The organism is Mucilaginibacter corticis (assembly GCF_007558865.1).
In the GTDB taxonomy this organism is placed as follows: Bacteria; Bacteroidota; Bacteroidia; order Sphingobacteriales; family Sphingobacteriaceae; genus Mucilaginibacter; species Mucilaginibacter corticis.
This window is the reverse complement of the sequence record NZ_VLPK01000001.1, coordinates 71610-94450: the sequence shown is the minus strand read 5'-3', so window position 1 is coordinate 94450 and position 22841 is coordinate 71610. Positions and strand designations below refer to the sequence as shown.

The following is a 22841-nucleotide window of genomic DNA, read 5'->3' as shown; positions in this document are numbered from 1 at the left end:
ACATCTGGTTATTTATGAATATCAAAGCTGTAATTTTATTTTTTGCCCTTGCTGTTATTGGTTTGTATGCCTGTAATAAAAATGCCAGCGACCTGCCAATTGTCAATAAAAAAACTGTTATCACGGTAATTAACGCTACCGGCGATACGGTGAACTTTTACCAAAATGGTACGCGTTTAAATATCGGTTCAAATTTAACCCCGCTTGGCCAGTACCTTGATATACCTATTAATGTTGGTACAGAAAGGTTTCAATTTAAAAAGGCAGGTAACCCCAACGCCTTTATTGATGCCCCATTTACCATTAGGGATTCTATCGATTATACCATGTTTATTGCAGGCGAATCTGTTGACAAGGTATTTCTGTTAGAGAATAATTTTATCAGCGATACCAGCAAAAACATTGCTTATGTAAGGTTTGTAAATGCATCACCGGTTGATGATGTATTGAATATTGCTATTAATAATGATACTACTAATTTTACCGCAGTGCCGTTTAAGTCGGCAACACCATTTGCGGTAGTACGCAGCGGCAAAGTTTCATTAGCAGTAAGAATGGGTAGTGATACTACGAAACGCCTTTCGGGTAGTATAACGCTTACCAATGGCGCCTACTATACGCTATTTACCAAAGGGACATTAAGCGGCACAGGGATCAACGCGTTTGGCGCACGTATTTTGCCAATGCAGTAAAATTAAAACAATGGCTGAAAAAAATAAAGTAATGGTGTTTTTGTCTTTATGCTTTGCGGGTATAATGGTAGTGCCATTTATAGCATCTTGCGGCAAGAAAGCGGGTTCTGTTACCCCATCATCGGCAAAAATACTGATGCAGGTAGTTAACCTAAGCCCGGATCTGCAGCCTGTTAACTTGTATGTTGGTTTAATCCAGCAAAGTACGGGCGGGTTCACTTATCCAACCCCATCAGGATATTTCTCGCTCACCAATATTAATCCGCCTATACAAATCAGGTCATACTCATCTGTTATTTCAACAGTCAACCTGGTAAATATAGATAGCGTTGTGTTTAAGCCAAATTTTAAATATACACTGTTTGTAACCGGTTTACGAACCACTAATACAGTTACATCAATATTTACTGTCGACACCGCGGTTAATCCAACAACAGGGCGCGGTAAGGTGCGTTTTGTTAATGCCTCGCCGGGATCGGGTATGCTTGATATAACCGCTAATGATACACTGGCATTTAAGGCAAGTGCTTATAAAAGTGTTTCAAAATTTGTTGAGTTGCCTGCCGGTAATTATAATTTCAAGGTAAAGCCCAGCGGTACATCAACCATTATCTCAAACTTTCAGTCGGTGACTATTGTTGATGGCAAACTATACACCCTGTATTGCCGTGGTGTAGTTAACGGGGCAGACTCCGTAGCTTTTGGCATGGGTATTATAAATAACAGGTAAACAGGTAGCTTTACCATATATATTTATATTTTTGCCCAAAAATTGATCTCTTGGAAATCCTTAAAGCAATACTTGATTTTATCATCCACATTGATAAGCACCTGGTACAAATTACCAGCCAGTATCAGGGATGGACGTATTTAATACTCTTCGCCATTATTTTTGCCGAAACAGGTTTTGTGGTTACCCCGTTTTTACCCGGCGACTCGTTACTCTTTGCCGCAGGCGCCTTAATAGCCGGCGGACAATCAGGATTAGAGATTTATTTGCTGGCACTGATACTGATCTGTGCCGCGGTTTCAGGTAATACGGTAAATTATTTATTAGGTAACTACCTGGGGCCAAAAGTATTTAAGGAGAACAACAAAGTACTCAAACTGGATTACTACCTGCAAACCAAAGCGTTTTTTGACAAGCATGGCGGCAAGGCTGTAATTTTTAGCCGTTTTATGCCTATAATACGTACCATTGCGCCGTTTGTTGCCGGGGTAGGGCGTATGCCGTTTTTACGTTACAGCCTGTACAACATTGTCGGCGGTGCCTCATGGATTATTCTTTTCCTTTTTGCGGGATATATGCTGGGCAACGTTCCTTTCTTCAAGGCTCATTTTTCGCTGATCGGTATCGCCATAATTTTAGTGTCGGTTATCCCGCCGATAATAGCAGCGATTAGAAGCAGGAAAAAATAAGCAGTGCCTGCTAATCTTCTTTAGGAAATAATGCCCTCTTTTTTTTGCCGCGGTAGCTAAACCAGGTGGAGTAAGCGATTGGGAAAAGGAAAAATATGTAGCCCGAAAATCCCGCAATTGACCGGAATATAAGTGCAAAAGTTACCGACAATAAACAAATACCTACGCATAGCAGGTTCATTGTAGTTACTGTTTTGGTTTGATAAACCTCGGCCGGGGTAAGCTGCAGTTCGTCTATAAACTTTAACACGTGGCGGTACATCAGGTAAAATAAAATATATATAGCACAAAAGCCTGCGCTATATATTAACATCAGCTCCCGGATATCATCACTTTTTATCATCAGGCTTTGCTTTGCGTCGTCGGCGGTGAGCAATTCAAATAAAAACTTTAAGGGATAGGTATATATCAACACCACAAATAACAATACCGCATTGATGGTGACGGTGAATTTGTCGTTCAGCCCGTAGCGCCTGAAGAAAATGTTCTGGCTGTTCCAGATGTTGAACAATATGGCAAAACACAGCGCGAAGCTTAATGTACCCTTCATGGTTTCCATCAGGTCATGAAAGGTTTTGGGCACTTCTATTGATACGATGATAAGCGTTAATGCAAACGCGAATGCCGCGTCGCTAAAGGTTTCAATGCGCGACGGCTCATGGCTGCGCCACTTAATACTATCACCCGCATTTAATTTCGACGCTGCTTTTGCTCTCATAAAACATCAGTTAATTGAACGGTGCTATTTTACCTGACTTAAAAATAGCTTCTTCTTTTTGTATTTTGTGCATCTCGCCGGTACTTAAAGGTTGTTTTATCAATTTATTCAGGTCGGGCTGCCCTGCATCAACCCATGCCGAATACCAGAAACTACCCACCGACAGTATAGCCGACCGCATGCGCCGCTGTTCCATATTTTTCATTAAAACCTGGTAAGCCCGGCAATAGTCAACAGAATAATCCTGTATAGCTTTTTTGCCATGCATAACCGTTTCATATTTCTTACCTGCCGGGAAAGTTTTATTTAACGCCCGCTGTAGCCGTAAAACCGAATCAACTTCGGTAAAAGAAGTGCGGCAGATCTTAAAAGCTTCTTTCAGCGGATTATCTATATAGCGCGCTTTGCCTGCATAGCAATTATAATTAGCCGCAAAAAGTTCGGGGATACGGCTTTCCCACAGTGCGTGCAATCCGTTTTGATTGGTAAGCTGCCCGTCGTAATTTTGGGTGAGGTGCAGCGGTACATGCGCATCGGCAACGTAATGCCCCAAATTGGCCGACGCGGTTAATATGCCCGTTGTATCATGAGCTTTAAAAGCGTTTACCAGTTTATAATAGTTGTATTGAATAGACCAGGGCACCGTGCCGTATTTGTTAAGGGTATCTTCAGAATATTTTACCACGGCATCTTTCCAGCGTTCGGGGATCAGTCTGAAAGGGTTTTTACCGTAATGGTCGGCGTTTAAATAATGTCGGGGTGCCTCAAGCGAATCGACATAACGCCGTTTATCCGCGCTGATGGCATGTTCTGTAATAAAACCTATGTTGGCTTTATAAAAGCCGGCCATTGCCTTAGGCAGCGTGAAAACGGCCAGCCGGTTAATGCGGTAATGCGCAAAAAATCCCCAGGAAGAGCAAAGTAGTATGGTTAACAGGCCGCATATTACCCTGCTGGATATTTTCATTATCAGATAATTTGATTTAGTATGTTAAAATTTAATTAATAAGCCTAAATTAGATAATTAACCTTATCAACCTGTGCGAACCATAAAAAGAAATCATAGTACTGTGCCATTAAAATCAAGCTCGTGGAAAAGAATGCTTATTGTTTTAGGGCTTATTTTGGCGATAATATTTGGTAATATGATTTATATAGCTGTTAGCGACCAATCTGTATCAGCAAAAATTTCATTGCCTGAATTTGATACACTCTTTACCAAAGAAGCCCGAAACAAATTACAAATAAACAGAACATTAAAAACGCGGAATCGCGAACCTGTATCAACTTATGTGTATGATAATAAATTTCAGGTTATTGTGATCAAGGTGCGCCTTTTACATAATTTAAGTTTACACCAAATATTGAATTTGAAAAACGAGACTTCAAACCAACGAATGAATGCGGTTTATTCGTCCTTGCCCTCAAATAACAGTATGACGATAAACTTAAAGGCGGGAAAAGAAATTATGGCATCAACTGTCCATTTCGACTTTAATGGAGGTATTATGAATACGGTCATGGAGTCTGGTAATGTTTATTGCTACTCCTATAGTTTTGATTCGTTTTCAATAAGGTACGATGATGAGCCATATGATATTGTTGCAACCGGCGATAAAAAACTATCACAAATACAGACTGCTTTTATAAAAAAAGACAAGTCACTTTATATTATACTTTTAAATGCAGACGATCCGAAGATACAAATGGAACCAAATTTACTTTACAGTATGATCAAAAAATAGTTTATTGCTGGCCCTGCTGGTATTTATAATGCAGATGTTTCAACGCTTCTTCTGATTCCTCGTCGGCCGACGCGCCGTAGCCGGTTACCAGTATCCCTTTAACACCCGCGTTATTTGCCAGCGCGTAAACGGTGGCTTCATCAGCAGGGTCAGACGGGCCTTCGTAGCGGTACAGGTCGACAATTTCAAATTCATCAGCAGGGTATTCCTGTTCGCCAACTTTAAATCGGTTTTGGTGCAAGTTAAAATCAAGCGTAAAGCCTTGTTCTTTTAGCTTTTCTATCGCTTCGGTGATGGTGGCGTAATGAAATTTTTGTTTCATAAGGATAATGTTGATGGTGGATGTAGGTAAAATTAACTATGATTTTTAAGATTAAAGGATTTTAAGAATAATAATTATTATCATATTAATATTTATAACCTATAAGGCAAAGCTTTGTTGGATACCTTTGAAAACAAATAACATGTGAAAAACCTTAGCTAAAAATATTTTAAAAAAGGTGTTTGACATTGAAATAAAAACTTCTATATTTGCAGTCCTTAAATAACGAATAGAATAACAAGCTAAAATGGCAAATCATAAATCATCAATAAAAAGGATCAGGGCTAACGCTGCGAAGCGCTTACGTAACCGTTACCAGGCTAAAACTACAAGAAACGCTATCAAGAGATTGAGAAGCACAACCAGCAAAGCTGACGCGGCTCCTCTTTTATCAAAAGTGATCTCTATGCTTGACCGTTTAGCTAAGAAAAACGTTATCCACAAAAACAAAGCTTCAAACAATAAATCGAAGCTTACTAAATTTGTAAACACGTTAAGCTAATCAGCTAACCAAAAAATATTTATCCTGAAAGGGCGATGAGTTTAAAACTTATCGCCTTTTTTGTTGGACTATAGTTTTCAGTATACCTGTTATTTTCATTAACAAAATCGGATAGCTATATTTAGCCAAGTATAATCCTGTAATTTTTTAATCCTATAAATCTTAGTGGAAAACTACGATAACAAGATCAGTATCAAAGCCTGGGCAGAAGAGGACCGGCCGCGCGAAAAGTTGAGCGCCCAGGGCCGACGCGCATTGACCGATGCCGAGTTGATAGCCATATTGATAGGCTCTGGTAGCCGCACAGAAAGCGCGGTTGAGTTGAGCAAACGTATTTTACACCATTACGGTAACGATTTGAATAACCTGGGTAAGGCATCCATAGCCGAGTTGTCGCGGTTTAAGGGTATCGGCGAGGCTAAGGCTATCTCAATCATAGCCGCGCTTGAGGTAGGCCGCCGCCGCAACGAAACTGAGACTAAGGTATTAGATACCATTAACGGCAGTAAAGACGCGTTCAAGATCCTGCGCCGTATATTTATGGACCTGAATCATGAAGAATTCTGGATCTTGCTGCTTAACCAGGCCGGCAAGGTAACAGCTAAAGAGTTGATCAGCAAGGGCGGTTTAACCGGTACCGTGGCCGACCCGAAGATCATCTTTAACATCGCCCTGCAAAATAACGCGGTATCTATTGTAATGGCGCATAATCATCCGTCGGGCAATTTAAAACCGAGCCAGCTGGATATTGATCTCACCAAGAAAATAGCCAATGCCGGCCGTTTACTGGATATTAAAGTGCTGGACCACTTGATAGTGACCAATGATGGGTTTTATAGTTTTGCGGATGAGGGTGTGATTTAGATTTCGGATTTCGGATGTTCGATTTCGGATTTGTCTTAATTCGAAACTGATAAATGCCTACTTTTACATTGAAAACAAGTGAAGCTTTACAGCGTTCTATAACTAAAAACAAACTAACCATGATTAATCCAGAAGACGAATTACCAATTGACGATTCAGAAACCGAAGACGATGAGCAATTAAGCCAGCAGGATATCCACTCGAACGGCTTTGATGAGGACGCTGAATACGAAGCGGCAGACGAAGAAGCTGATATTGCCGGCTTGCAACAAGCTTATGACGCGTCAGAATCATCATACACCCTTAACCTGGATGATGACGATCTGGATGATGAATAAGCGTCCGTAAAACTTAGTAGTTTATACTGCATCCACCTCAAAATGCTCAACAACATGCGGCTTATAGGTATCGGTTTTAACCTTTGCCTTAAGCTCATGTAAAATGTTGTACAAGCCAAAATTGGTGCGGTTTACGTAGATGAAGTGCTTAACGCCGCGTGCCTGCTTAAACTCGGGCATTTTTGATATTTTTTCGCCAAAGCCAAAAAGCTCGTCAAAAAATTCGGTACGCCCAAAGTCGAAGGTATCAGCAATATACGGCTTGGCAAACAGGCTGATCATCTGCTTGTAAATGGTATAATAAAACTCAATTTGTTCGGCATTATCATTAGGCAATATCATTTCAAGCTTGCGGAATGCCTTAATAGTTTCTTCTTTATTCTCAAATAAATTGGTGGATGTTAAAGAGAAGAACGGATAATAAAAATCGTCGGGCATTTCTTTGATACAGCCAAAATCAATTACGCCCAGCTTTTCATCAGCAGTGATCATAAAGTTACCGGGGTGCGGATCGGCATGTACCGCGCGCAGTTCATGTTGCTGAAAGTTATAGAAATCCCACAAAGCCTGGCCGATCTTATCGCGCAACTGCTGCGACGGATTTGTAGCTAAAAACTCGCGCAGGTGCTTGCCTTCCAGCCAGTCCATAGTAATGATGCGCTTGCCGGATAATTCAGGGTAATAAGTAGGGAATACTACGTTATTTAAGTTAGCACAGGCATTGCTAAACTCTATCGACCGGCGTACTTCAAGTTCGTAATCTGTTTCTTCAAGCAGGCGCTCCTCAACCTCGCGCATGTAAACGTCAAGCTCCTTTTCGCTCATGCCCAACAGGCGGAACGCGAAGGGTTTTACCAGTTTCAGATCGGATGATATGGAATCGCCCACGCCGGGATACTGTATTTTTACGGCCAACTTTTTACCATTTAACTCAGCCTCATGCACCTGGCCTATAGATGCCGCGTTGCTCGACCGGATATTAAACTTGTCATAGATCTGTTCGGGCGATTTGCCGAAGTACTTCTTAAATGTCTGAACGATAAGCGGGCCCGAAAGCGGCGGCGCGTTATATTGCGACTGTGTAAATTTATCGACATAAGCCTGCGGCAACAGGTTTTTATCCATGCTAAGCATTTGCGCTACTTTAAGCGCGCTACCCTTAAGCTCGCTTAACGACTGGTAAATGTCGGCAGCGTTATCCTCGTTCAGTTCTGTTCTGTCCAGATCGGGGTTAAACAGTTTTTTTGAATAATGTTTAATATAATTACCCCCAACCTTAACCCCGGTTTTTATAAATTTTGCCGAACGTTCAACCTTTGAGGTGGGGATACTATTTTGTTCTTTGTTATCACTCATCACTTATCTATTCAAATAATTTAGCCAATTTCTGCGGATCAAGTTCCGTGAAATCTTTTATAGTAAGATTGGACGGTTGTAAGTTAGCCGACGGATGCCCTGTTGTTACGCCAACAACTTTCATTTCGGCAGCGTTGGCTGCTTTAATACCGGCTATCGAGTCTTCAAAAACTACGCAATCCGCAGGCGCTATACCCAGATCGGCAGCAGCTTTTAAAAAGATCTGCGGATTGGGCTTACCCTTGCTAACACGGTTGCCGTCAATAATCACATCAAAATATTGCCTTACGGGCACATGGCTTAATATAAAATCAATATCATCTATCGTTGCCGATGATGCCATTGCCAGCTTTACCCCGGAATCCTTTAATTCGATCAATAAATTTTCCAGGCCATTTACCGCGGATACATAGGGGCCGTAAAATTCTTTGTACAGGCTTTCCTTTTCTTTAAGCAAGGCTTGTAACCGGTCTTCATCGGCATCGCTGAATAATCCGCGCAGCGTGTCTATAATAGGTACCCCGCTTATCTGGCTTTTATAGGTTTCTGAAGTAATATCGCCTTTACCGTATTTTTTATAAATGGCCTGCCACGATTTAAAATGGTAGGGGGTGTTATCTACCATAGTGCCATCCATATCAAAAATTGCCGCGAACTGTTTAGTTGCCAAAACCCATTGTTTCTTTTAAACCACCGTGCTGGGCTAAAAATTTGCCGTACTCAAACAGGTTGTCAATGGGTGAACGTTGAAACAGGTCGAACGTTACATTTACGCCTTTCTCTATCGCTTCGTCGGTTTTTTCAAAGCCGGCAGAGTTATCATTTATCCAAAAGTGTAAAACAAAACCAAACTGCACCCAAAGGGCATCTTTATAACGCTTGGCAAAGAATTTACGGTCTGATAGTTCTGTCGATTCAATACCTTCTTTTAGTATCTCATCTGCAAAGCATTCAAAAATATTTTTTAGTTCGGCAAATATGGTGGGAGTAGTAAAACCTTTTGGTTGCTTTTTTATGCTGTAGACCGCAAAGCTGCGGCTGCTTTTCAATAACTCAAAAAATGCATAGAAGAAAGACAATGCTTTTTCGCGCGACGAATATTGGCCCCAAACTTCTTGTCCTTTTATTTCGGCCAGGGTTTTTCTGGCCTGGTCTGCCCATATATTTTGCTCTATAGCGTCAAAAGATCCAAAGTGTTTATAAAATTCTTCTTCGGGCATTTTGTTCTTTTTGGCAAATATGTATACTGATTTAGGCTGCTCGCCCCCGGTCAGCACGTAATCTATATATGCTTTTTGTATGCTTTCTGTAGTTGCCATAACAAATTTTTATACGATAAAGTTAACGGTAATCAATTTCACTAATGTCATACTTATCTATAAATTAACGCTTTATTTTGGCGGATGTTTTATACGTGGTAACACATAATGTTGGGTGGATGTCAAATATTGGAGATAAACTATACATTAAACCAAATAAATTGCAAATTTGTGGGTGGCTGAAATCTTATGAGTGAAAGAACGATACTGGTTTGGTTTAGAAATGACTTGCGTATACACGATAACGAAATATTGTTAGAAGCGACACGCAAAGCTGATAAAGTACTGCCCGTTTATTGTTTTGATCCTTATTATTTTAAAACCACAATTAATAACGCCCCCAAAACAGGCGCTTTACGGGCAAGATTTCTGTTAGAGTCTGTTGCCGATCTCCGCAAAAATTTAAAGGCCCTGGGTGGCGAACTGATCATCCGCATAGGTAACCCTGCCGAGGTTTTACCTGAGCTTGCGGCCCAATATGCCGTAAATGAGGTTTACCATCACCGTGAGGTAGCGTACGAAGAAACAGATATTTCAGAGCAGGTTGAAACCGCACTCTGGAACCTGAGGCTTAACTTAAAACATTTTATAGGGCACACACTTTATCATAAAGAGGACCTGCCTTTCCCGATAAAGGATATCCCAGACAGCTTTGCCGTTTTTAAGAAAAAAGTAGAGCGCGACAGTAATGTGCGCCCGTGTATTGGCACACCCGAACAGATCATAGCCCCCGAAATAACAGACGCCGGCGAATTGCCGACGTTACAGCAATTGGGGTTAACTGAGCCTGTTGATGACCCGCGTGCTAAAATAAAATTTACAGGCGGCGAAACCGCAGGGCTTGCCCGGCTGGAAGAATATTTTACCAACAACAGCCAGGTAGCGCCAACAAAAGGGCGTAACGGCGCAACAGTCGACCGCTCATCAAAGTTATCACCGTGGCTGGCGTTGGGCTGTATATCCATGCGGCAGGTATACTGGGCGGTTGTTAAGCATGAACAGTCTAACAACGTAAATAACACCGGCATGCTTGAGCTTGAGTTGTTATGGCGCGATTACTTCAGGTTTATGTTTAAAAAGCACGGCAAACAATATTTTACTACGGATGAGCAGGCCGCAGAAACATCAGCAGAAAAAGAAGCGCTTTTTGATAAATGGAAGAGCGGTAATACCGGTATCCCGTTTATTGACGCCAGTATACATAAGCTGAACGCGACAGGCTATATCAGTAATTTTAGCCGTCAAATGGTAGCCGGTTACCTGGTGCGCGATCTTGAGGTGGACTGGAAAAAAGGCGCCGCTTATTTTGAAGAGAAACTGATCGATTATTCGCCGGCCAGCAACTGGGGCAATTGGGCCTTTGTAGCAGGCCTTGGCCACGACCCGCGCGATAACAAATACTTCAACATCACCAAAACGGCTGCTGAACTGGAAACACAAAGCGAATTTATCAGCACCTGGGCACCCGAGACGGTTGGGCATGCGGTAAGTGTGTAATCCAATCTTATGGTATCACAAAATGTGATACTTTATTTAAACAGAGATTTTTATCCCCGCCAAAATATTATACTAAAATGATACGCAAGGCGTTATTGCTTAGTATATTTGATATATGAACTCCTTCGAACAATTTACTATCCTGATTGGCCTTTTGGCCGTGCTTTTTGAAGGCCTGGGGTATGTAGGCACTTTCCTCAAAAAAATCTTTCAGTAAAAAAACCTACTGCGTAACAATTCCCATCGGATTTGTCTAATTAATAAGCACACTTTTTTTGTAAAAAGTGGTAAATCATTTACAATTTAATTTAAAGTTTACAATACGTTATGCTTACTTTTGTAGCATTATCAAGATTGGTTCACAATGGATAGCCTCAATTATATTAACAGTAACAACGCCGCTTTTATTGATTCTTTATACGAAGCCTACAAACAAGACCCTCAATCGGTTGAATTTGGCTGGCAAAAATTTTTCGAGGGGTTTGATTTTGGGCGCGGGTCTCAGGCACCAACGGTTAGTGCAGAAACACCCGATCATTTTTTAAAAGAGATCAATGTGCTCAACATGATCGATGGTTACCGCGGCAGGGGACACCTGTTTGCAAAGACCAACCCGGTACGTGAGCGCCGTCAATATTTCCCGGGCAAAGAGCTTGAAACCTTTGGTTTGGCGCAATCAGACCTGGACACTGTATTTAATGCCGGTGTTGAGGTTGGCATGGGCCCGTCAAAACTGCGCGATATAGCGCAGATGCTTGAAGAAACTTATTGCGGCCCTATCGGTGCCGAATATCACTATATCCGTAACCCTATAAAAGTTAAATGGTTCCAGGATAGGATGGAGAGCCAGCGCAACAAGCCATCTTTCTCTGTCGAAGAGAAAAAGCTGATGCTGCGCAAAGTGAGCGAGGCTGTTATTTTTGAGAACTTCCTGGGTACTAAATTCCTGGGCCAAAAACGTTTCTCGTTAGAGGGTGCCGAGGCTTTGATCCCTGCTATGGATTCTGTGATCCAAAAGGGGGCAACTTTGGGCATTCAGGAATTTACCATAGGTATGGCGCACCGTGGCCGCTTAAACGTGCTGGCCAACATCATGAAAAAAACCTACAAAGAGATCTTCTCTGAGTTTGAAGGTAAAAATTATGATGAAGATTCGACCGCGGGCGGTGACGTAAAATACCACTTAGGTTTCTCAACCGATGTTGAGGCCGAGAATGGTAAGAAAGTACACTTAAGCCTTTGCCCTAACCCGTCGCACTTAGAGGCGGTTGACCCGGTTGTTGAAGGCCTAACCCGTTCAAAAATTGATTTTAAATACAATGGCGATCATACCAAGATAGCCCCTATATTGATCCATGGTGATGCTTCTGTAGCTGGCCAGGGAATTGTGTACGAAGTTTTACAAATGGAAAAATTGGATGGCTACCGCACAGGCGGAACTATCCATTTGGTTATTAATAACCAGATAGGTTTTACCACCAATTTTGTTGATGCCCGTTCAAGTACCTATTGTACAGATGTGGCTAAAACAGTTTTATCGCCGGTTTTCCATGTTAATGGTGATGATGTTGAGGCTTTGGCTTACGTGATCAATATGGCTATGGAGTATCGCCAGGTTTTCCATGACGATGTATTTATAGATATATTATGCTACCGCCGCTATGGGCACAACGAGGCCGATGAGCCTAAATTTACCCAGCCGGTATTATACAAAGCGATAGAAGCACACCCAAATCCGCGCGAAGTTTATTTGAACAAGCTGATGGCAGAAAACATTGTTGCCGATGCCGAAGTAAAACAAATGGAGCAGGATTTCCGCAGCTTATTGCAAAAAGAGCTGGACGAATCAAAAGCACAGGATAGGTTTACAGAGTCTGCACCAATGTTTGCAGGTGCCTGGAACGGTCTGCACCTGGCTACCGAACGGGATTTTATTGCCCCGGTTAATACGGCGGTAGCTAAAGACGAATTATTGGCTATCGGCAAAAAATTAACCGAACTGCCTAAAAATAAAGTGTTCTTTAAAAAGATCGAAAAGCTTTTTGAAGAACGCGGTAAAATGGTGAACGATACCCAAACGTTTGACTGGGCCATGGGCGAGTTAATGGCTTATGGATCTTTGTTAAAAGATGGGCATCCGGTACGTTTAAGCGGCGAGGATGTTAAAAGAGGTACGTTCTCACATCGCCACGCGGTATTGACATTGGCCGATTCTGAAGAAGAGTATACACCAATGAATAGTATTGAAGGTGAGAAATTCAGCATCTACAATTCATTGTTGTCAGAGTATGGTGTTTTGGGTTTTGAATACGGTTATGCTTTGGCAAACCCTAACGCTTTGACTATATGGGAAGCACAGTTTGGCGATTTCTTTAACGGCGCGCAAACCATTGTTGACCAATATATAGTAAGTGCCGAAACTAAATGGCAGCGCGGTAATGGCCTGGTAATGTTATTACCTCACGGTTATGAAGGCCAGGGGCCTGAGCACTCATCAGCACGTATCGAGCGTTTTATGGAGCTTTGCGCCGATAACAATATCCAGGTAGCTAACTGTACTACACCGGCTAACTTCTTCCATATATTACGTCGGCAGATGTATCGTGAGTTCCGTAAGCCGCTGATCATTTTTACGCCGAAAAGTTTATTGCGTAATCCTAAGTGCGTATCGCCACTGGCTGATTTTACCGATGGCGGTTTCAAAGAAGTTATTGACGATAATTACGCGGATGCTAAAAAAGTTAAACGCGTATTATTCTGTTCAGGCAAGATCTATTACGATCTGTTAGAGAAACAACAGGCGGATGAACGTAAAGACGTAGCGATAGTTCGTTTAGAACAATTATATCCAACCCCGGTACAGCAGTTAAGTGCTATCAGGGCCAGGTACACCAAAGCAACCGACTTTATCTGGGTTCAGGAAGAGCCGGAGAACATGGGCGCATGGCCTTACCTGTACCGTAAGTCACGTACAGAAGACGCGCTTAAGTTTGATATTATATCGCGTAATGAAAGTGCAAGTACAGCTACCGGTTTTGCCAAACAGCATGCCGCGCAGCAATTATATATCGTATCAAAAGCATTTGAATCGCCGGCAGGCAAAAAAGTAAAGGAAGCAGTTAAAGCGACAGCCGAGAAAATGGCTACCGCCGGGGCTGATTGATCTGTGGCGGGTGACGCGTGTTGTGGTTCGAGCAGATCACGCCACACCAAACTGCCACTATAACCTATATGAAAAATTACAACTAACCTAAAATGAGTTTAGAAATTAAAGTTCCGCCGGTTGGCGAGTCAATTACAGAAGTAACAGTATCAAGGTGGCTGAAAAAGGACGGCGATACCGTAAAAATGGACGAGGCTATTGCCGAGCTGGAATCTGATAAAGCTACTTTTGAGCTTACTGCCGAGAAAGCGGGCGTATTAAAAACAATAGCCAAAGAAGGCGATGTACTGGCCATTGGCGCTGTTGTTGGTGCTATTTACGAAGGCGGTAACGCCGCGCCTGCTGCACCTGTAGAAGCCGCCGCGTCAAAAGCGGAAGCCGCACCGGTAGCCGATCAAAAAACGAGTTTAGAAATAAAGGTTCCGCCGGTTGGCGAATCGATCACGGAGGTAACCTTATCAAGGTGGTTGAAAAAAGACGGCGATACCGTAAAAATGGATGAAGCCCTTGCCGAGCTGGAATCAGACAAAGCTACTTTTGAGCTTACTGCTGAGAAGGCGGGCGTATTAAAAACAATAGCTAAAGAAGGCGATGTATTAGCCATTGGTGCTGTTGTTTGCTCTATTGAAGGCGCTGGCGCAGCTGTAAAAACCGATGCCGCGCCTGCTGCTAAAGCAGAAGCTGCACCTGTTGCCGTTGCTGCCGAGAAAGCTGTAAATTATGCATCGGGCACACCATCACCTGCTGCTGCAAAAATATTGGCAGAAAAAGGCGTTGACGCTGCCGCCGTTAGCGGTACAGGCGTAAACGGACGTATCACCAAAGAAGACGCGTTATCTATTGATAAGGTGTCTGAAAATCCGCAAACCCGCACGGCTGTTGCAGCCGCTGCCGCACAAGCAGCTCCGGCTGCCGCACCTGTAGCACCACCGGTAAAAGCGGGCGAAAGAAGCGAGCGCCGCGAAAGGATGTCGCCGTTACGTAAGACGGTTGCCAAACGTTTGGTTTCCGTTAAAAACGAAACCGCCATGCTGACTACTTTTAACGAAGTAGATATGTCGCCTATAATGGAGATCCGCAGCAAGTACAAAGATAAGTTTAAAGAAAAACACGGTGTTGGCTTAGGCTTTATGTCGTTCTTTACCAAGGCGGTGACCGAGGCCTTGAAAGACTGGCCTGCAGTTGGCGCACGTATTGAGGGTGAAGAAGTGGTATACAGTAACTTTGCCGATATCTCTATAGCCGTATCTGCACCAAAAGGTTTGGTTGTTCCGGTGATCCGTAACGCGGATGCCATGAGCCTTGCTGAAATTGAAAAAGCAGTAGTAGCGTTAGCTGGTAAGGCCCGCGACAATAAATTATCATTAGAAGAAATGACCGGCGGAACATTTACTATCACCAACGGTGGTGTGTTTGGTTCTATGCTGTCAACACCTATCATCAACTCGCCGCAATCGGCTATCCTGGGTATGCACAATATTATTGAGCGCCCGGTAGCAGTAAACGGACAGGTGGTTATCCGCCCGATGATGTATGTAGCATTATCATACGATCACCGCATTGTTGACGGCCGCGAATCTGTTAGCTTCCTGGTAAGGGTTAAACAATTACTGGAAGACCCTGCAAGATTGTTGTTAGGGGTGTAATGTCTACTCTAAATCTCCCCGGAAGGGGAGACTTTAAAATATGGAAGCCCGGTTATGCCGGGCTTTTGCTTTTTATTATCCGTGCGTCATTGCGAGGAACGAAGCAATCTCTACGTAGGACATAACTATTAATTTATCTTTTGGTGACGCTCTTGGCCGCTAAGGCCAGTTACTTTACCTTAGATGCAAAGTAACCAAACATCAAGCCAATTCGATCGCTTCATCCGCACAAGGCCAGACTCCCGGCCCGGCGAATTGGCGGGCCTTTATGCTCTTTAACGAGTATACCCCTCTGTTCCGTTTTTTCAATGACGCGCGGGATAAGATATAACACGCTATCATTCCCCCTTCAGGGGGTTAGGGGGCTAACCGTTTCAAAGCCCAAATATACCCGGTATGCAATCCCTCATGAAAAGGTAAAAACGCTACGGCTTCTTCGCCGCTGTTAATGGCGTTACCGTAACGGGTTGTCCACGATGTATAGCTGGTGAATTTGCCGTTGTGCAGATCAGCTTCTAACTGGTCGAGGGTGGAGAAGAATAAACCCTTTATGATCTCTACATCGGCTGCATCAATAAATTTTTCAGGTTTTGTGCCGGATAAAAACGGAGTGAAAAATCGTTCTTCAATGGTGATATCTAAACCCGCGCGTTTGTAGCAAATGTTTTGCTGGGTAGCTACAATGTGGGCCAGGTTCCAGATAATGTTATTGTTAAAGCCTTCGGGGATGTGGTTTAACTGTTCAATGCTCAGGTCTTTTACTACATCAAGCAAATGCACCCGGGGTAACTTCACAATTTCAATTGCTTTGGTCATGATTTAAAATTTTGGCTAATGTAAGGCTTATCCGCAAATTCATTTATTAGGGCACAGCAATTATTTGTATACCTTTGCAGGCTGAATCTATTCGTTTAATGTTATCATCGTCCACACAAAAAGCAGAACAAACCAACAAACCCATTTGGTATTTTTTGTTGTGCTGGACGATTTTAAACGCCATACAAGCCTACACATTAGAGGTCCACGCCGACGAGGCTTATTACTGGATGTATTCGCGGTTTTTAGACTGGGGGTACTTTGACCACCCGCCAATGGTGGCCCTGTTTATCCGCATTGGCGACAGCATTATGCACAACGAGCTGGGGCTGCGGCTCATGACTGTGCTTACCAGTACCGCGAGTATCTATGTATTGTGGCTCATTCTTAAAAAATACGCGGTAAATGTGTGGGCATTCATCCTGGTAATATCCGGAACCTTCATATTCCATATTTACGGCTTTACCACCACGCCCGATGCGCCTTTGTTTTTCTCCGCTGTGCTGTTCTATTATTTCTACCAGAAGTATATTGATGAAGACAGTTGGACGCTGGCGCTGATATTAGGCGTGGTAGTAGCTTTTATGCTGTACAGTAAATACCATGCTGTACTGCTGATAAGCTTTACGGTGATCAGCAATATCAAATTGTTAAAACGGCCGACATTCTGGGCAATCGCCATATTCGCGGCGATACTATATATCCCGCATATTTTATGGCAGGCTGCACATGGTTACCCGTCTGTAAATTATCACTTGTATGAGCAGGCGGTAAAGATCTATAATCCCGAAAATAGTTACCTATATATCCCGGGTCAATTATTAATGGCCGGGCCTGTTATCGGTTGGTTTGTGTTTTATTCGGCCTTTACTATCAAGATAAAAGATGCTTTCATCCGTTGCTTGTTAGTAAACGGGATAGGGACCTTTGCGTTTTTCTTTTTCTCAACTTTCAGGGGCGAGGCACAACCGCACTGGACGCTGATCGCTTTTGCATCATTAGTTATGCTGGCGCTGATCCGTTTTAAACAATTGGCCAACGTTCCAAAATGGTTTAATACGGTAGCCATTATTAATGTGGCATTTATTGTTACCTTACGTATGGGGGTATTGTTCGCCTGGCCGGTAATTACCCAGATCGGACAGATAAAAAGCTATTATGGCTTTAAAGAGTGGGCAGGTGTTATAAAACAAAAAGCCGGGGATAATTATGTGATCATGGAGAACGGTTTTCAAAATCCGTCAAAATACAACTACTACACCAACAGTTTAAAAGCATTCTCATACGATTCGCGTTATTACCGGCAAACACAATACGATATCTGGCCTATTGAAGACGATATGCAGCACAAGCGTGCCTTTTATCTTACCAATATTAATAACCCAACAATTACCGATAGCATAAAGATAAAAGCAGGTAACTGGTATGGCAAATGGGTTAATGATGTACGCACTTATCAAAAGATAACGATCACTACGGCACAAACCCATTTAAATTTACTTGCGGGTGAGGAAACGGCTATTGATTTAACCATCGCAAATCCATATCCTTACACCGTGGATTTTAGTAACAAAGGCGCGCAAAACGAAGTGGTTATGGGCGCGTGCTTTTTTACCATCAAAGGGATGATGTATGCGCGTAAAAGCGGCGACGATTTTAATAGTATTGTTTTAAAACCCGGCGAGAGCACACACTATAAGTTTCACATGATTGTTCCTGAAACAAAAGGTAAATATGAACTGATGTTTTCATTACGTACCACACCATTTTTAGGGAGCAAAAACAGCAGGATCATCGATCTTGAAATTAAATAATTTATCTATGATTAAAAAGGTTTACCTACTCTTTATTATTTCGGTAATTACAAGTACAGCGGCATTGGCCCAGCAAACTTTAGATGTTAATTTTAACGGTCTGGGGTTTTTAGACAACCGCGAATACAAAGCTTTTGTGCCCCGCTCACGCACCTATTCGGGCACACGCACCACGCTTGATTTTGGCTTGCACCTTGATAGCCTTAACAGCTTTATTGTGGGCGCAAATGCACTGCATGAGTTTGGCGCAATCCCGTTTTTTGGCAAGGTTGACCCGGTTGCTTATTATAAGTTTCAAAGTGCTAAATGGCAGTTTTATGCAGGCGAATTTCCGCGTGAGGGTTTGCTGAGCGATTATCCGCGGGCTTTGTTGAATGATACTTTACAATATTATCGCCCAAATATTCAAGGTTTATTGGCACGTTACCAAACCGCCGGGTTTACAGAAACCGGCTGGATTGATTGGGTAAGCAGGCAAACCACTACACAGCGCGAGCAGTTTTTATTCGGCTTTTCAGGAAAATATAGCCCCAATCCTTACGGGCCATTTTATGTATCGCATTATTTTTTCCTGATGCATGATGCCGGTGCGGAGATAACTGTAGCCAATGATCATATAAATGATAACGGCGGCGGCGAAGTGAAACTAGGGCTTGATTTTAGCCATAAAACGGTTTTAGACTCGCTGACCATCGAGGCAGGCGGCTTAATGTCATTACAGCGCGAACGCGGGGTAGATGGCTTTAAAAAACCTTTAGGGTTTGTATTTGCCGCCTATCTGGGTTACCATAGATTTGGCCTGTACGAAGAGTTTTACCGCGGGCAGGGTAGTACCATTGAATATGGCGATTCGTACTATTCAAAACCAACCTATAACCGTATAGATCTAAGCTGGACACCATTTTTGTTTGACAGGATAAAAGGGCAGTTTGTTGCCAGTTTCCATTTTTCGCCGGGGCAATTTAATGATAACCAGGAAGTTTTCAGGGTTACTTATGATCTGGGCAGGAAAGTGCTGAAACGGTTTTAAACAACAGGCCATACTATCAAATATCATAGCTTAACACCATAAAAAAGGCCAACCCACCGGTTGGCCTTTTTTATGAAATAACTTTAGTTTACAAACCAAAGCCATAAGCTATACGCAAGCCTACAACGCCTGAACTATGGCCGTTGCTGGTAAAGTCTTCATAACGGGCATTGATGTCCCATTTCTTGTTGGCATAGCCTATACCCGGTGCAAGGATCAGGGCAACCGGTCCGCCGCCTTCAGCTACCTGGAAACCCGCGCCGCCTTCTGCGCCAAAATAAATATTCTCGTTTAGGAAAAATTTAGCGCCGGCTTTTACCGGGATGATATCAGATTTGTATTTAGCAGTTCCTATAGGATTGTTGTTAAGATCAAAAATTGTTACCGATTTTGGGAAAAAATGGTAAAGACCGCTGGTTAAAGTTAAAGACACGGTGCTTGACAATCTGTATTGTAACCTTGGGGTAATACCTAAGGCAAAATTTTCGGTGTTTGAAAGATCGCCAACAGGTAACAAACCATCTATCCCGATACCGAAGCGAAGGTTGCTTTTTTCTGTAGATTGTGCTTTAGCGTTGCTGCAAATAAATAAAGTGAAAGCTGCAAAAACGGTGATAAATAATTTTGGTGTTTTGGTTTTCATTGTGTTTAGATTTGATGATATAGATTGATAATTAAGTAGTGTAACGGCAAAAAAGTTAATCTATTACAGTTTATGTAATACAAACGCCAAAGGTATAAAAATTTTATGGCGCACCGTTTTTGCTTTGTATACTACTAAACTTTATCAACTATTACTTTTTAATCGTGTTGATCTTATACTGAAATGTTAATAAGAAATACCGTTTTAAGATCTGATTTTGGCCTGTTGTAACCGAATTATTTGCGGCGTAGCGGTAGTTTGATGTGTTTTGGTCAAACAGGTCATAAACAGATAGTTTAAATTGCGCCCGGTTCTGCTTTAAAAACATAAATGTTTCTGCCATGTTAAGCACGTTAATGTTTCTGGAAAACCCGGCAGGTATTTGCGGATTGTAATTATAGCGGTATTGCAGATCAAAGATCAAATTTTTGGGCCAGTTTACAGATGCTACAGAAGTTACAGTATGGTGTAAAAAAGTAACAGAAGGATAATCAACCCCTTTATAATTAGTTAGGTTAGCGGTTAAATAATAAGTAGTACTCAGGTTTGCGATAGATTTATAATTAATACCGATGTTTTGCCCGGCAGTTATGCCGTAATTAAACTGGGTTCCGCCATCGCCGTTAAAGTAAAACGCGGTTTGGTTATAGTTACCATATGCCCCGGTATTAAGGCTTACCTGCCAGGTTTGCGATTTTTTGTATTGTTTACCACCTTCTATGCCCATGTATGCCCTCCAGCCCCCATTTTTATTGGCGTAGGTTGCGGTTACAAAGCCGTTATCATCCTTGGTTTGCACCTGTACTGAGTTATTGCTGGCCACAGTACCATTGGCCCACATGCTGATATAAGATTGCTTATCATTATTATAAGAATAATAATTAAAATTTAAATGACGCTCAAGTCCTGCCGTTAAGTTAGGGTTGCCAGTTAAGGTATAGGTAGGGCTTATTTGCTGTGTGATAGGCGATATTTGGGTGAAAACGGGCGGGTTAGCCTGCTCATAATAATTGATAGAGAAATCCTTAGCGTTAAACCTTATAATGGGGAACAGGTAATTATAATACTTGGTTGATGTTGGAGTGGTGGTATTATGAAAATTATCTGTTAGCTGCTGCAGCTCAAGGTCAACGCCCAGCTTTAACATAGATTTTTTGATCTGGATGCTTACCGTGTTCCGCACGTTCTCGATAAAATGATTTCTCAACTGGTTATTACTTTGGTCATCAAGGAAAGCATCGTAGTTACCATCCGCGCTTTTGTCGAAGGTTGACAGTTTGCTTGATGTTTCGAAATATCTTGATTGCACCAACAACTCGTTACTTACTTTTTTACTGAACGGATAATTATAAGTTGCCGAAAGCTGGGCCACATAATAAGTGCCTATGGTATTGGCATACCTGTCCAGCAATGATGATTGCACATCAGTAGTGAATGATTGCAGGTTGTTAAAGTTATAATCGTCAGACCCTGAATTTTTCAGATCTAAAGATTGATTGATGGTAAGCGATGCGCCCGGTTTTTTGAGTTTGCGGTAATACAGTAAATTGTCTGTAAACTCGTTCACCTGGCTAATGCTTGATGTTTTGGTAAACAGGTTGCTTATATTGGGTATCTGGCTGTTAAAAGTATTGGTTGTTCCGTTGGCATCGCTGCTGGTTGGCGAAATATCCAGGCGGGCCTCGAACCTGATCTTTTGTACCGTATCCGGCGCCCATTCAATTAATGTACTGCCTGTATGCCTGCTTTGCCTTAGTTGGTTTATGTTGGCATTTTGAGTGGTCAGTAAAGTCTGGCTAAGGTTTTGCTCGTTTAACGATTTGCTGTTGTAATCTTTTACATAATTGTAATAAAAGTACATGAAGTTGGTTTTTAGCTTCTTGCCGTAATCGTTATTGAGGTTGATACCGGCAGACCTCATCCGTTCAATACCACCATCACCGTTTCCGCCAAATGTACCATCGTATTGCGTACTGCCGCCTGATCGGTTAAAACCACCCATGCCTGACAATTCGCTTGAAGAAAAACCAGTTCGGGTTAAGTTGTTGGTAAGCCCTATCACACTTATTTGGAGTGTATCTCTAAAAGTACTCACAATGCCGCCGGCTTCATACCTGTCCCGTGTGCCTTCGCCGCCATATACCTTGCCAATGGTGCTTTTTTTGATCTTGCTTTTCATTTTAAGATTGATGATCTTACTTACTTCAAGGTCGGTCAGTTTATGGTCAGGATCTTCTTCACGGTCGTCATAGATCTGTACTTTGTCCACCAGTTCGGCATCAAGATTTTTGGTGCCTATGGTAGGGTCGGCACCAAAAAAACGCTTACCATCTATCAATAACTTGCTAACCGTTTTGCCGTTGATCAGTATAGAGCCATCCATATTGATCTGTACACCGGGCAGTAGTTTTAGCAGATCCTCAACAACGGCATTCGGCCTGGTTTTAAAGGCTTCGGCACTGAACTCCAGCGTGTCTTTTTTTATCACTACGGGCACCCGTTCGCCTTTTATAACAATTTCCCTTAAAGTTCTGATAGGAAGAGGAATGGTTTCCAGGTTTTTAGTTTCGCCGGGTTTGAAAACGAAGGCTTTCCTGTAACCGGTATAACCCATGGCCGATACGATCAGCCTGGTTTCTATCCCCGCAGGCAATCCTGAAAGTTTGAAAGCGCCGTTGCTTTGCGTTAAAGTGTAGGATATCAGCGAGGTGTCTTTGGCGCTGACTATCGCCACCGTGGCATGTTCTATCGGTACTTTTGAAGCCGAATCAACAATTTTTCCGCTTACAGAAGCCTTGCTTTGAGCAAAAGCCGCAGCAGAAAACAAAGAAAAAAGGATACAAACAATCAGCTTGTTTGCATACGACATAGGTATAGTACGCATTAACTGTGAGGTTTAGATGGTTTATAGTTGTGATGTATAACGAATGTAGACAATTGCATCAATATGTCAACCC

The 22841-nt window shown here is 42.4% G+C and carries 21 protein-coding genes; 12 read left to right on the top strand and 9 right to left on the bottom strand.

Annotation, left to right across the window (positions count from 1 at the left end; genetic code table 11):
- The first annotated feature begins 14 nt into the window (after positions 1-14).
- Genes FO440_RS00355 through FO440_RS00345 form a run of 3 tightly spaced genes read left to right on the top strand, consistent with a single transcriptional unit; the run spans position 15 to position 2111 of the window.
- Complete coding sequence (locus FO440_RS00355; protein WP_144246249.1) at positions 15-692, top strand: DUF4397 domain-containing protein; 678 nt, start codon at positions 15-17, stop codon at positions 690-692.
- A gap of 10 nt (positions 693-702) precedes the next feature.
- Positions 703-1422 (top strand): DUF4397 domain-containing protein, encoded by a 720-nt coding sequence (locus FO440_RS00350; protein ID WP_144246248.1) that lies wholly within the window; start codon positions 703-705, stop codon positions 1420-1422.
- Positions 1423-1472: 50 nt separating this feature from the next.
- Positions 1473-2111: a VTT domain-containing protein gene (locus tag FO440_RS00345; protein WP_144246247.1), complete on the top strand. Its 639-nt coding sequence runs from the start codon at positions 1473-1475 to the stop codon at positions 2109-2111.
- Positions 2112-2121: 10 nt separating this feature from the next.
- Here the strand turns inward: FO440_RS00345 and FO440_RS00340 are convergent, their stop codons facing one another.
- Together FO440_RS00340 and FO440_RS00335 are read right to left on the bottom strand one after the other, a co-directional pair.
- Complete coding sequence (locus tag FO440_RS00340) at positions 2122-2829, bottom strand: TMEM175 family protein (protein WP_144246246.1); 708 nt, start codon at positions 2827-2829, stop codon at positions 2122-2124.
- A 10-nt stretch (positions 2830-2839) separates the two neighbouring features.
- Complete coding sequence (locus FO440_RS00335; RefSeq protein WP_144246245.1) at positions 2840-3796, bottom strand: zinc dependent phospholipase C family protein; 957 nt, start codon at positions 3794-3796, stop codon at positions 2840-2842.
- Positions 3797-3869: 73 nt separating this feature from the next.
- Here FO440_RS00335 and FO440_RS00330 point away from each other — a divergent pair, with 73 nt between their 5' ends.
- A complete protein-coding gene (locus FO440_RS00330; RefSeq protein WP_144246244.1) occupies positions 3870-4574 on the top strand; it encodes a hypothetical protein in 705 nt (234 codons plus the stop codon).
- A 1-nt stretch (position 4575) separates the two neighbouring features.
- On the opposite strand, the gene FO440_RS00325 is transcribed toward FO440_RS00330, so the two are convergent.
- Positions 4576-4896: a hypothetical protein gene (locus tag FO440_RS00325; RefSeq protein ID WP_144246243.1), complete on the bottom strand. Its 321-nt coding sequence runs from the start codon at positions 4894-4896 to the stop codon at positions 4576-4578.
- 247 nt (positions 4897-5143) lie between these two features.
- Here FO440_RS00325 and rpsT point away from each other — a divergent pair, with 247 nt between their 5' ends.
- The 3 genes from rpsT to FO440_RS00310 all read left to right on the top strand — a co-directional run bounded on the left by rpsT (position 5144) and on the right by FO440_RS00310 (position 6600).
- Entirely contained in the window at positions 5144-5398 is a 255-nt protein-coding gene (rpsT, locus tag FO440_RS00320; protein WP_144246242.1) for a 30S ribosomal protein S20, read from the top strand.
- A 165-nt stretch (positions 5399-5563) separates the two neighbouring features.
- Entirely contained in the window at positions 5564-6262 is a 699-nt protein-coding gene (gene radC / locus FO440_RS00315; RefSeq protein WP_144246241.1) for a RadC family protein, read from the top strand.
- A 119-nt stretch (positions 6263-6381) separates the two neighbouring features.
- Positions 6382-6600, top strand: a complete 219-nt coding sequence (locus FO440_RS00310; RefSeq protein WP_144246240.1) for a hypothetical protein — start codon at positions 6382-6384, stop codon at positions 6598-6600.
- Between the two features lie 21 nt (positions 6601-6621).
- Here the strand turns inward: FO440_RS00310 and FO440_RS00305 are convergent, their stop codons facing one another.
- Genes FO440_RS00305 through FO440_RS00295 form a run of 3 tightly spaced genes read right to left on the bottom strand, consistent with a single transcriptional unit; the run spans position 6622 to position 9275 of the window.
- Positions 6622-7956 carry an ABC1 kinase family protein gene (locus tag FO440_RS00305; RefSeq protein WP_144246239.1) on the bottom strand — a complete coding sequence of 445 codons (1335 nt, stop codon included), beginning with the start codon at positions 7954-7956 and terminating at the stop codon, positions 6622-6624.
- A gap of 7 nt (positions 7957-7963) precedes the next feature.
- Entirely contained in the window at positions 7964-8626 is a 663-nt protein-coding gene (locus FO440_RS00300) for an HAD family hydrolase (RefSeq protein WP_144246238.1), read from the bottom strand.
- A complete protein-coding gene (locus FO440_RS00295) occupies positions 8616-9275 on the bottom strand; it encodes a TetR family transcriptional regulator C-terminal domain-containing protein (RefSeq protein ID WP_144246237.1) in 660 nt (219 codons plus the stop codon). Before FO440_RS00295 ends, FO440_RS00300 begins: the two co-directional genes overlap by 11 nt.
- A gap of 189 nt (positions 9276-9464) precedes the next feature.
- Here FO440_RS00295 and FO440_RS00290 point away from each other — a divergent pair, with 189 nt between their 5' ends.
- From FO440_RS00290 to odhB, 3 genes are all read left to right on the top strand, one after another.
- Positions 9465-10772 (top strand): DASH family cryptochrome, encoded by a 1308-nt coding sequence (locus tag FO440_RS00290; protein WP_144246236.1) that lies wholly within the window; start codon positions 9465-9467, stop codon positions 10770-10772.
- Between the two features lie 364 nt (positions 10773-11136).
- A complete protein-coding gene (locus FO440_RS00285) occupies positions 11137-13935 on the top strand; it encodes a 2-oxoglutarate dehydrogenase E1 component (RefSeq protein ID WP_144246235.1) in 2799 nt (932 codons plus the stop codon).
- A gap of 92 nt (positions 13936-14027) precedes the next feature.
- Positions 14028-15581 (top strand): 2-oxoglutarate dehydrogenase complex dihydrolipoyllysine-residue succinyltransferase, encoded by a 1554-nt coding sequence (odhB, locus tag FO440_RS00280; protein ID WP_144246234.1) that lies wholly within the window; start codon positions 14028-14030, stop codon positions 15579-15581.
- A 357-nt stretch (positions 15582-15938) separates the two neighbouring features.
- Here the strand turns inward: odhB and FO440_RS00275 are convergent, their stop codons facing one another.
- Positions 15939-16397 (bottom strand): DinB family protein, encoded by a 459-nt coding sequence (locus FO440_RS00275; RefSeq protein ID WP_144246233.1) that lies wholly within the window; start codon positions 16395-16397, stop codon positions 15939-15941.
- Between the two features lie 98 nt (positions 16398-16495).
- On the opposite strand from FO440_RS00275, the gene FO440_RS00270 reads away from it, so the two are divergent.
- Entirely contained in the window at positions 16496-18211 is a 1716-nt protein-coding gene (locus tag FO440_RS00270) for an ArnT family glycosyltransferase (RefSeq protein WP_144246232.1), read from the top strand.
- 7 nt (positions 18212-18218) lie between these two features.
- Complete coding sequence (locus FO440_RS00265; protein ID WP_144246231.1) at positions 18219-19241, top strand: hypothetical protein; 1023 nt, start codon at positions 18219-18221, stop codon at positions 19239-19241.
- An 88-nt stretch (positions 19242-19329) separates the two neighbouring features.
- Here FO440_RS00265 and FO440_RS00260 read toward each other — a convergent pair whose 3' ends face one another.
- Together FO440_RS00260 and FO440_RS00255 are read right to left on the bottom strand one after the other, a co-directional pair.
- Positions 19330-19884 (bottom strand): hypothetical protein, encoded by a 555-nt coding sequence (locus FO440_RS00260; RefSeq protein ID WP_144246230.1) that lies wholly within the window; start codon positions 19882-19884, stop codon positions 19330-19332.
- Positions 19885-20035: 151 nt separating this feature from the next.
- Entirely contained in the window at positions 20036-22768 is a 2733-nt protein-coding gene (locus FO440_RS00255; RefSeq protein ID WP_144246229.1) for a TonB-dependent receptor, read from the bottom strand.
- Positions 22769-22841 lie beyond the last annotated feature (73 nt).

What these genes read in the sequence shown, in the direction of transcription:
- FO440_RS00355 (WP_144246249.1), top strand. Translation starts at nt 15, where the DNA reads ATGAATATCAAAGCTGTAATTTTATTTTTTGCCCTTGCTGTTATTGGT.
- FO440_RS00350 (WP_144246248.1), top strand. Translation starts at nt 703, where the DNA reads ATGGCTGAAAAAAATAAAGTAATGGTGTTTTTGTCTTTATGCTTTGCG.
- FO440_RS00340 (WP_144246246.1), bottom strand. Translation starts at nt 2,829, where the DNA reads ATGAGAGCAAAAGCAGCGTCGAAATTAAATGCGGGTGATAGTATTAAG.
- FO440_RS00335 (WP_144246245.1), bottom strand. Translation starts at nt 3,796, where the DNA reads ATGAAAATATCCAGCAGGGTAATATGCGGCCTGTTAACCATACTACTT.
- FO440_RS00325 (WP_144246243.1), bottom strand. Translation starts at nt 4,896, where the DNA reads ATGAAACAAAAATTTCATTACGCCACCATCACCGAAGCGATAGAAAAG.
- rpsT (WP_144246242.1), top strand. Translation starts at nt 5,144, where the DNA reads ATGGCAAATCATAAATCATCAATAAAAAGGATCAGGGCTAACGCTGCG.
- FO440_RS00310 (WP_144246240.1), top strand. Translation starts at nt 6,382, where the DNA reads ATGATTAATCCAGAAGACGAATTACCAATTGACGATTCAGAAACCGAA.
- FO440_RS00305 (WP_144246239.1), bottom strand. Translation starts at nt 7,956, where the DNA reads ATGAGTGATAACAAAGAACAAAATAGTATCCCCACCTCAAAGGTTGAA.
- FO440_RS00295 (WP_144246237.1), bottom strand. Translation starts at nt 9,275, where the DNA reads ATGGCAACTACAGAAAGCATACAAAAAGCATATATAGATTACGTGCTG.
- FO440_RS00290 (WP_144246236.1), top strand. Translation starts at nt 9,465, where the DNA reads ATGAGTGAAAGAACGATACTGGTTTGGTTTAGAAATGACTTGCGTATA.
- FO440_RS00285 (WP_144246235.1), top strand. Translation starts at nt 11,137, where the DNA reads ATGGATAGCCTCAATTATATTAACAGTAACAACGCCGCTTTTATTGAT.
- odhB (WP_144246234.1), top strand. Translation starts at nt 14,028, where the DNA reads ATGAGTTTAGAAATTAAAGTTCCGCCGGTTGGCGAGTCAATTACAGAA.
- FO440_RS00275 (WP_144246233.1), bottom strand. Translation starts at nt 16,397, where the DNA reads ATGACCAAAGCAATTGAAATTGTGAAGTTACCCCGGGTGCATTTGCTT.
- FO440_RS00270 (WP_144246232.1), top strand. Translation starts at nt 16,496, where the DNA reads ATGTTATCATCGTCCACACAAAAAGCAGAACAAACCAACAAACCCATT.
- FO440_RS00265 (WP_144246231.1), top strand. Translation starts at nt 18,219, where the DNA reads ATGATTAAAAAGGTTTACCTACTCTTTATTATTTCGGTAATTACAAGT.
- FO440_RS00260 (WP_144246230.1), bottom strand. Translation starts at nt 19,884, where the DNA reads ATGAAAACCAAAACACCAAAATTATTTATCACCGTTTTTGCAGCTTTC.
- FO440_RS00255 (WP_144246229.1), bottom strand. Translation starts at nt 22,768, where the DNA reads ATGCGTACTATACCTATGTCGTATGCAAACAAGCTGATTGTTTGTATC.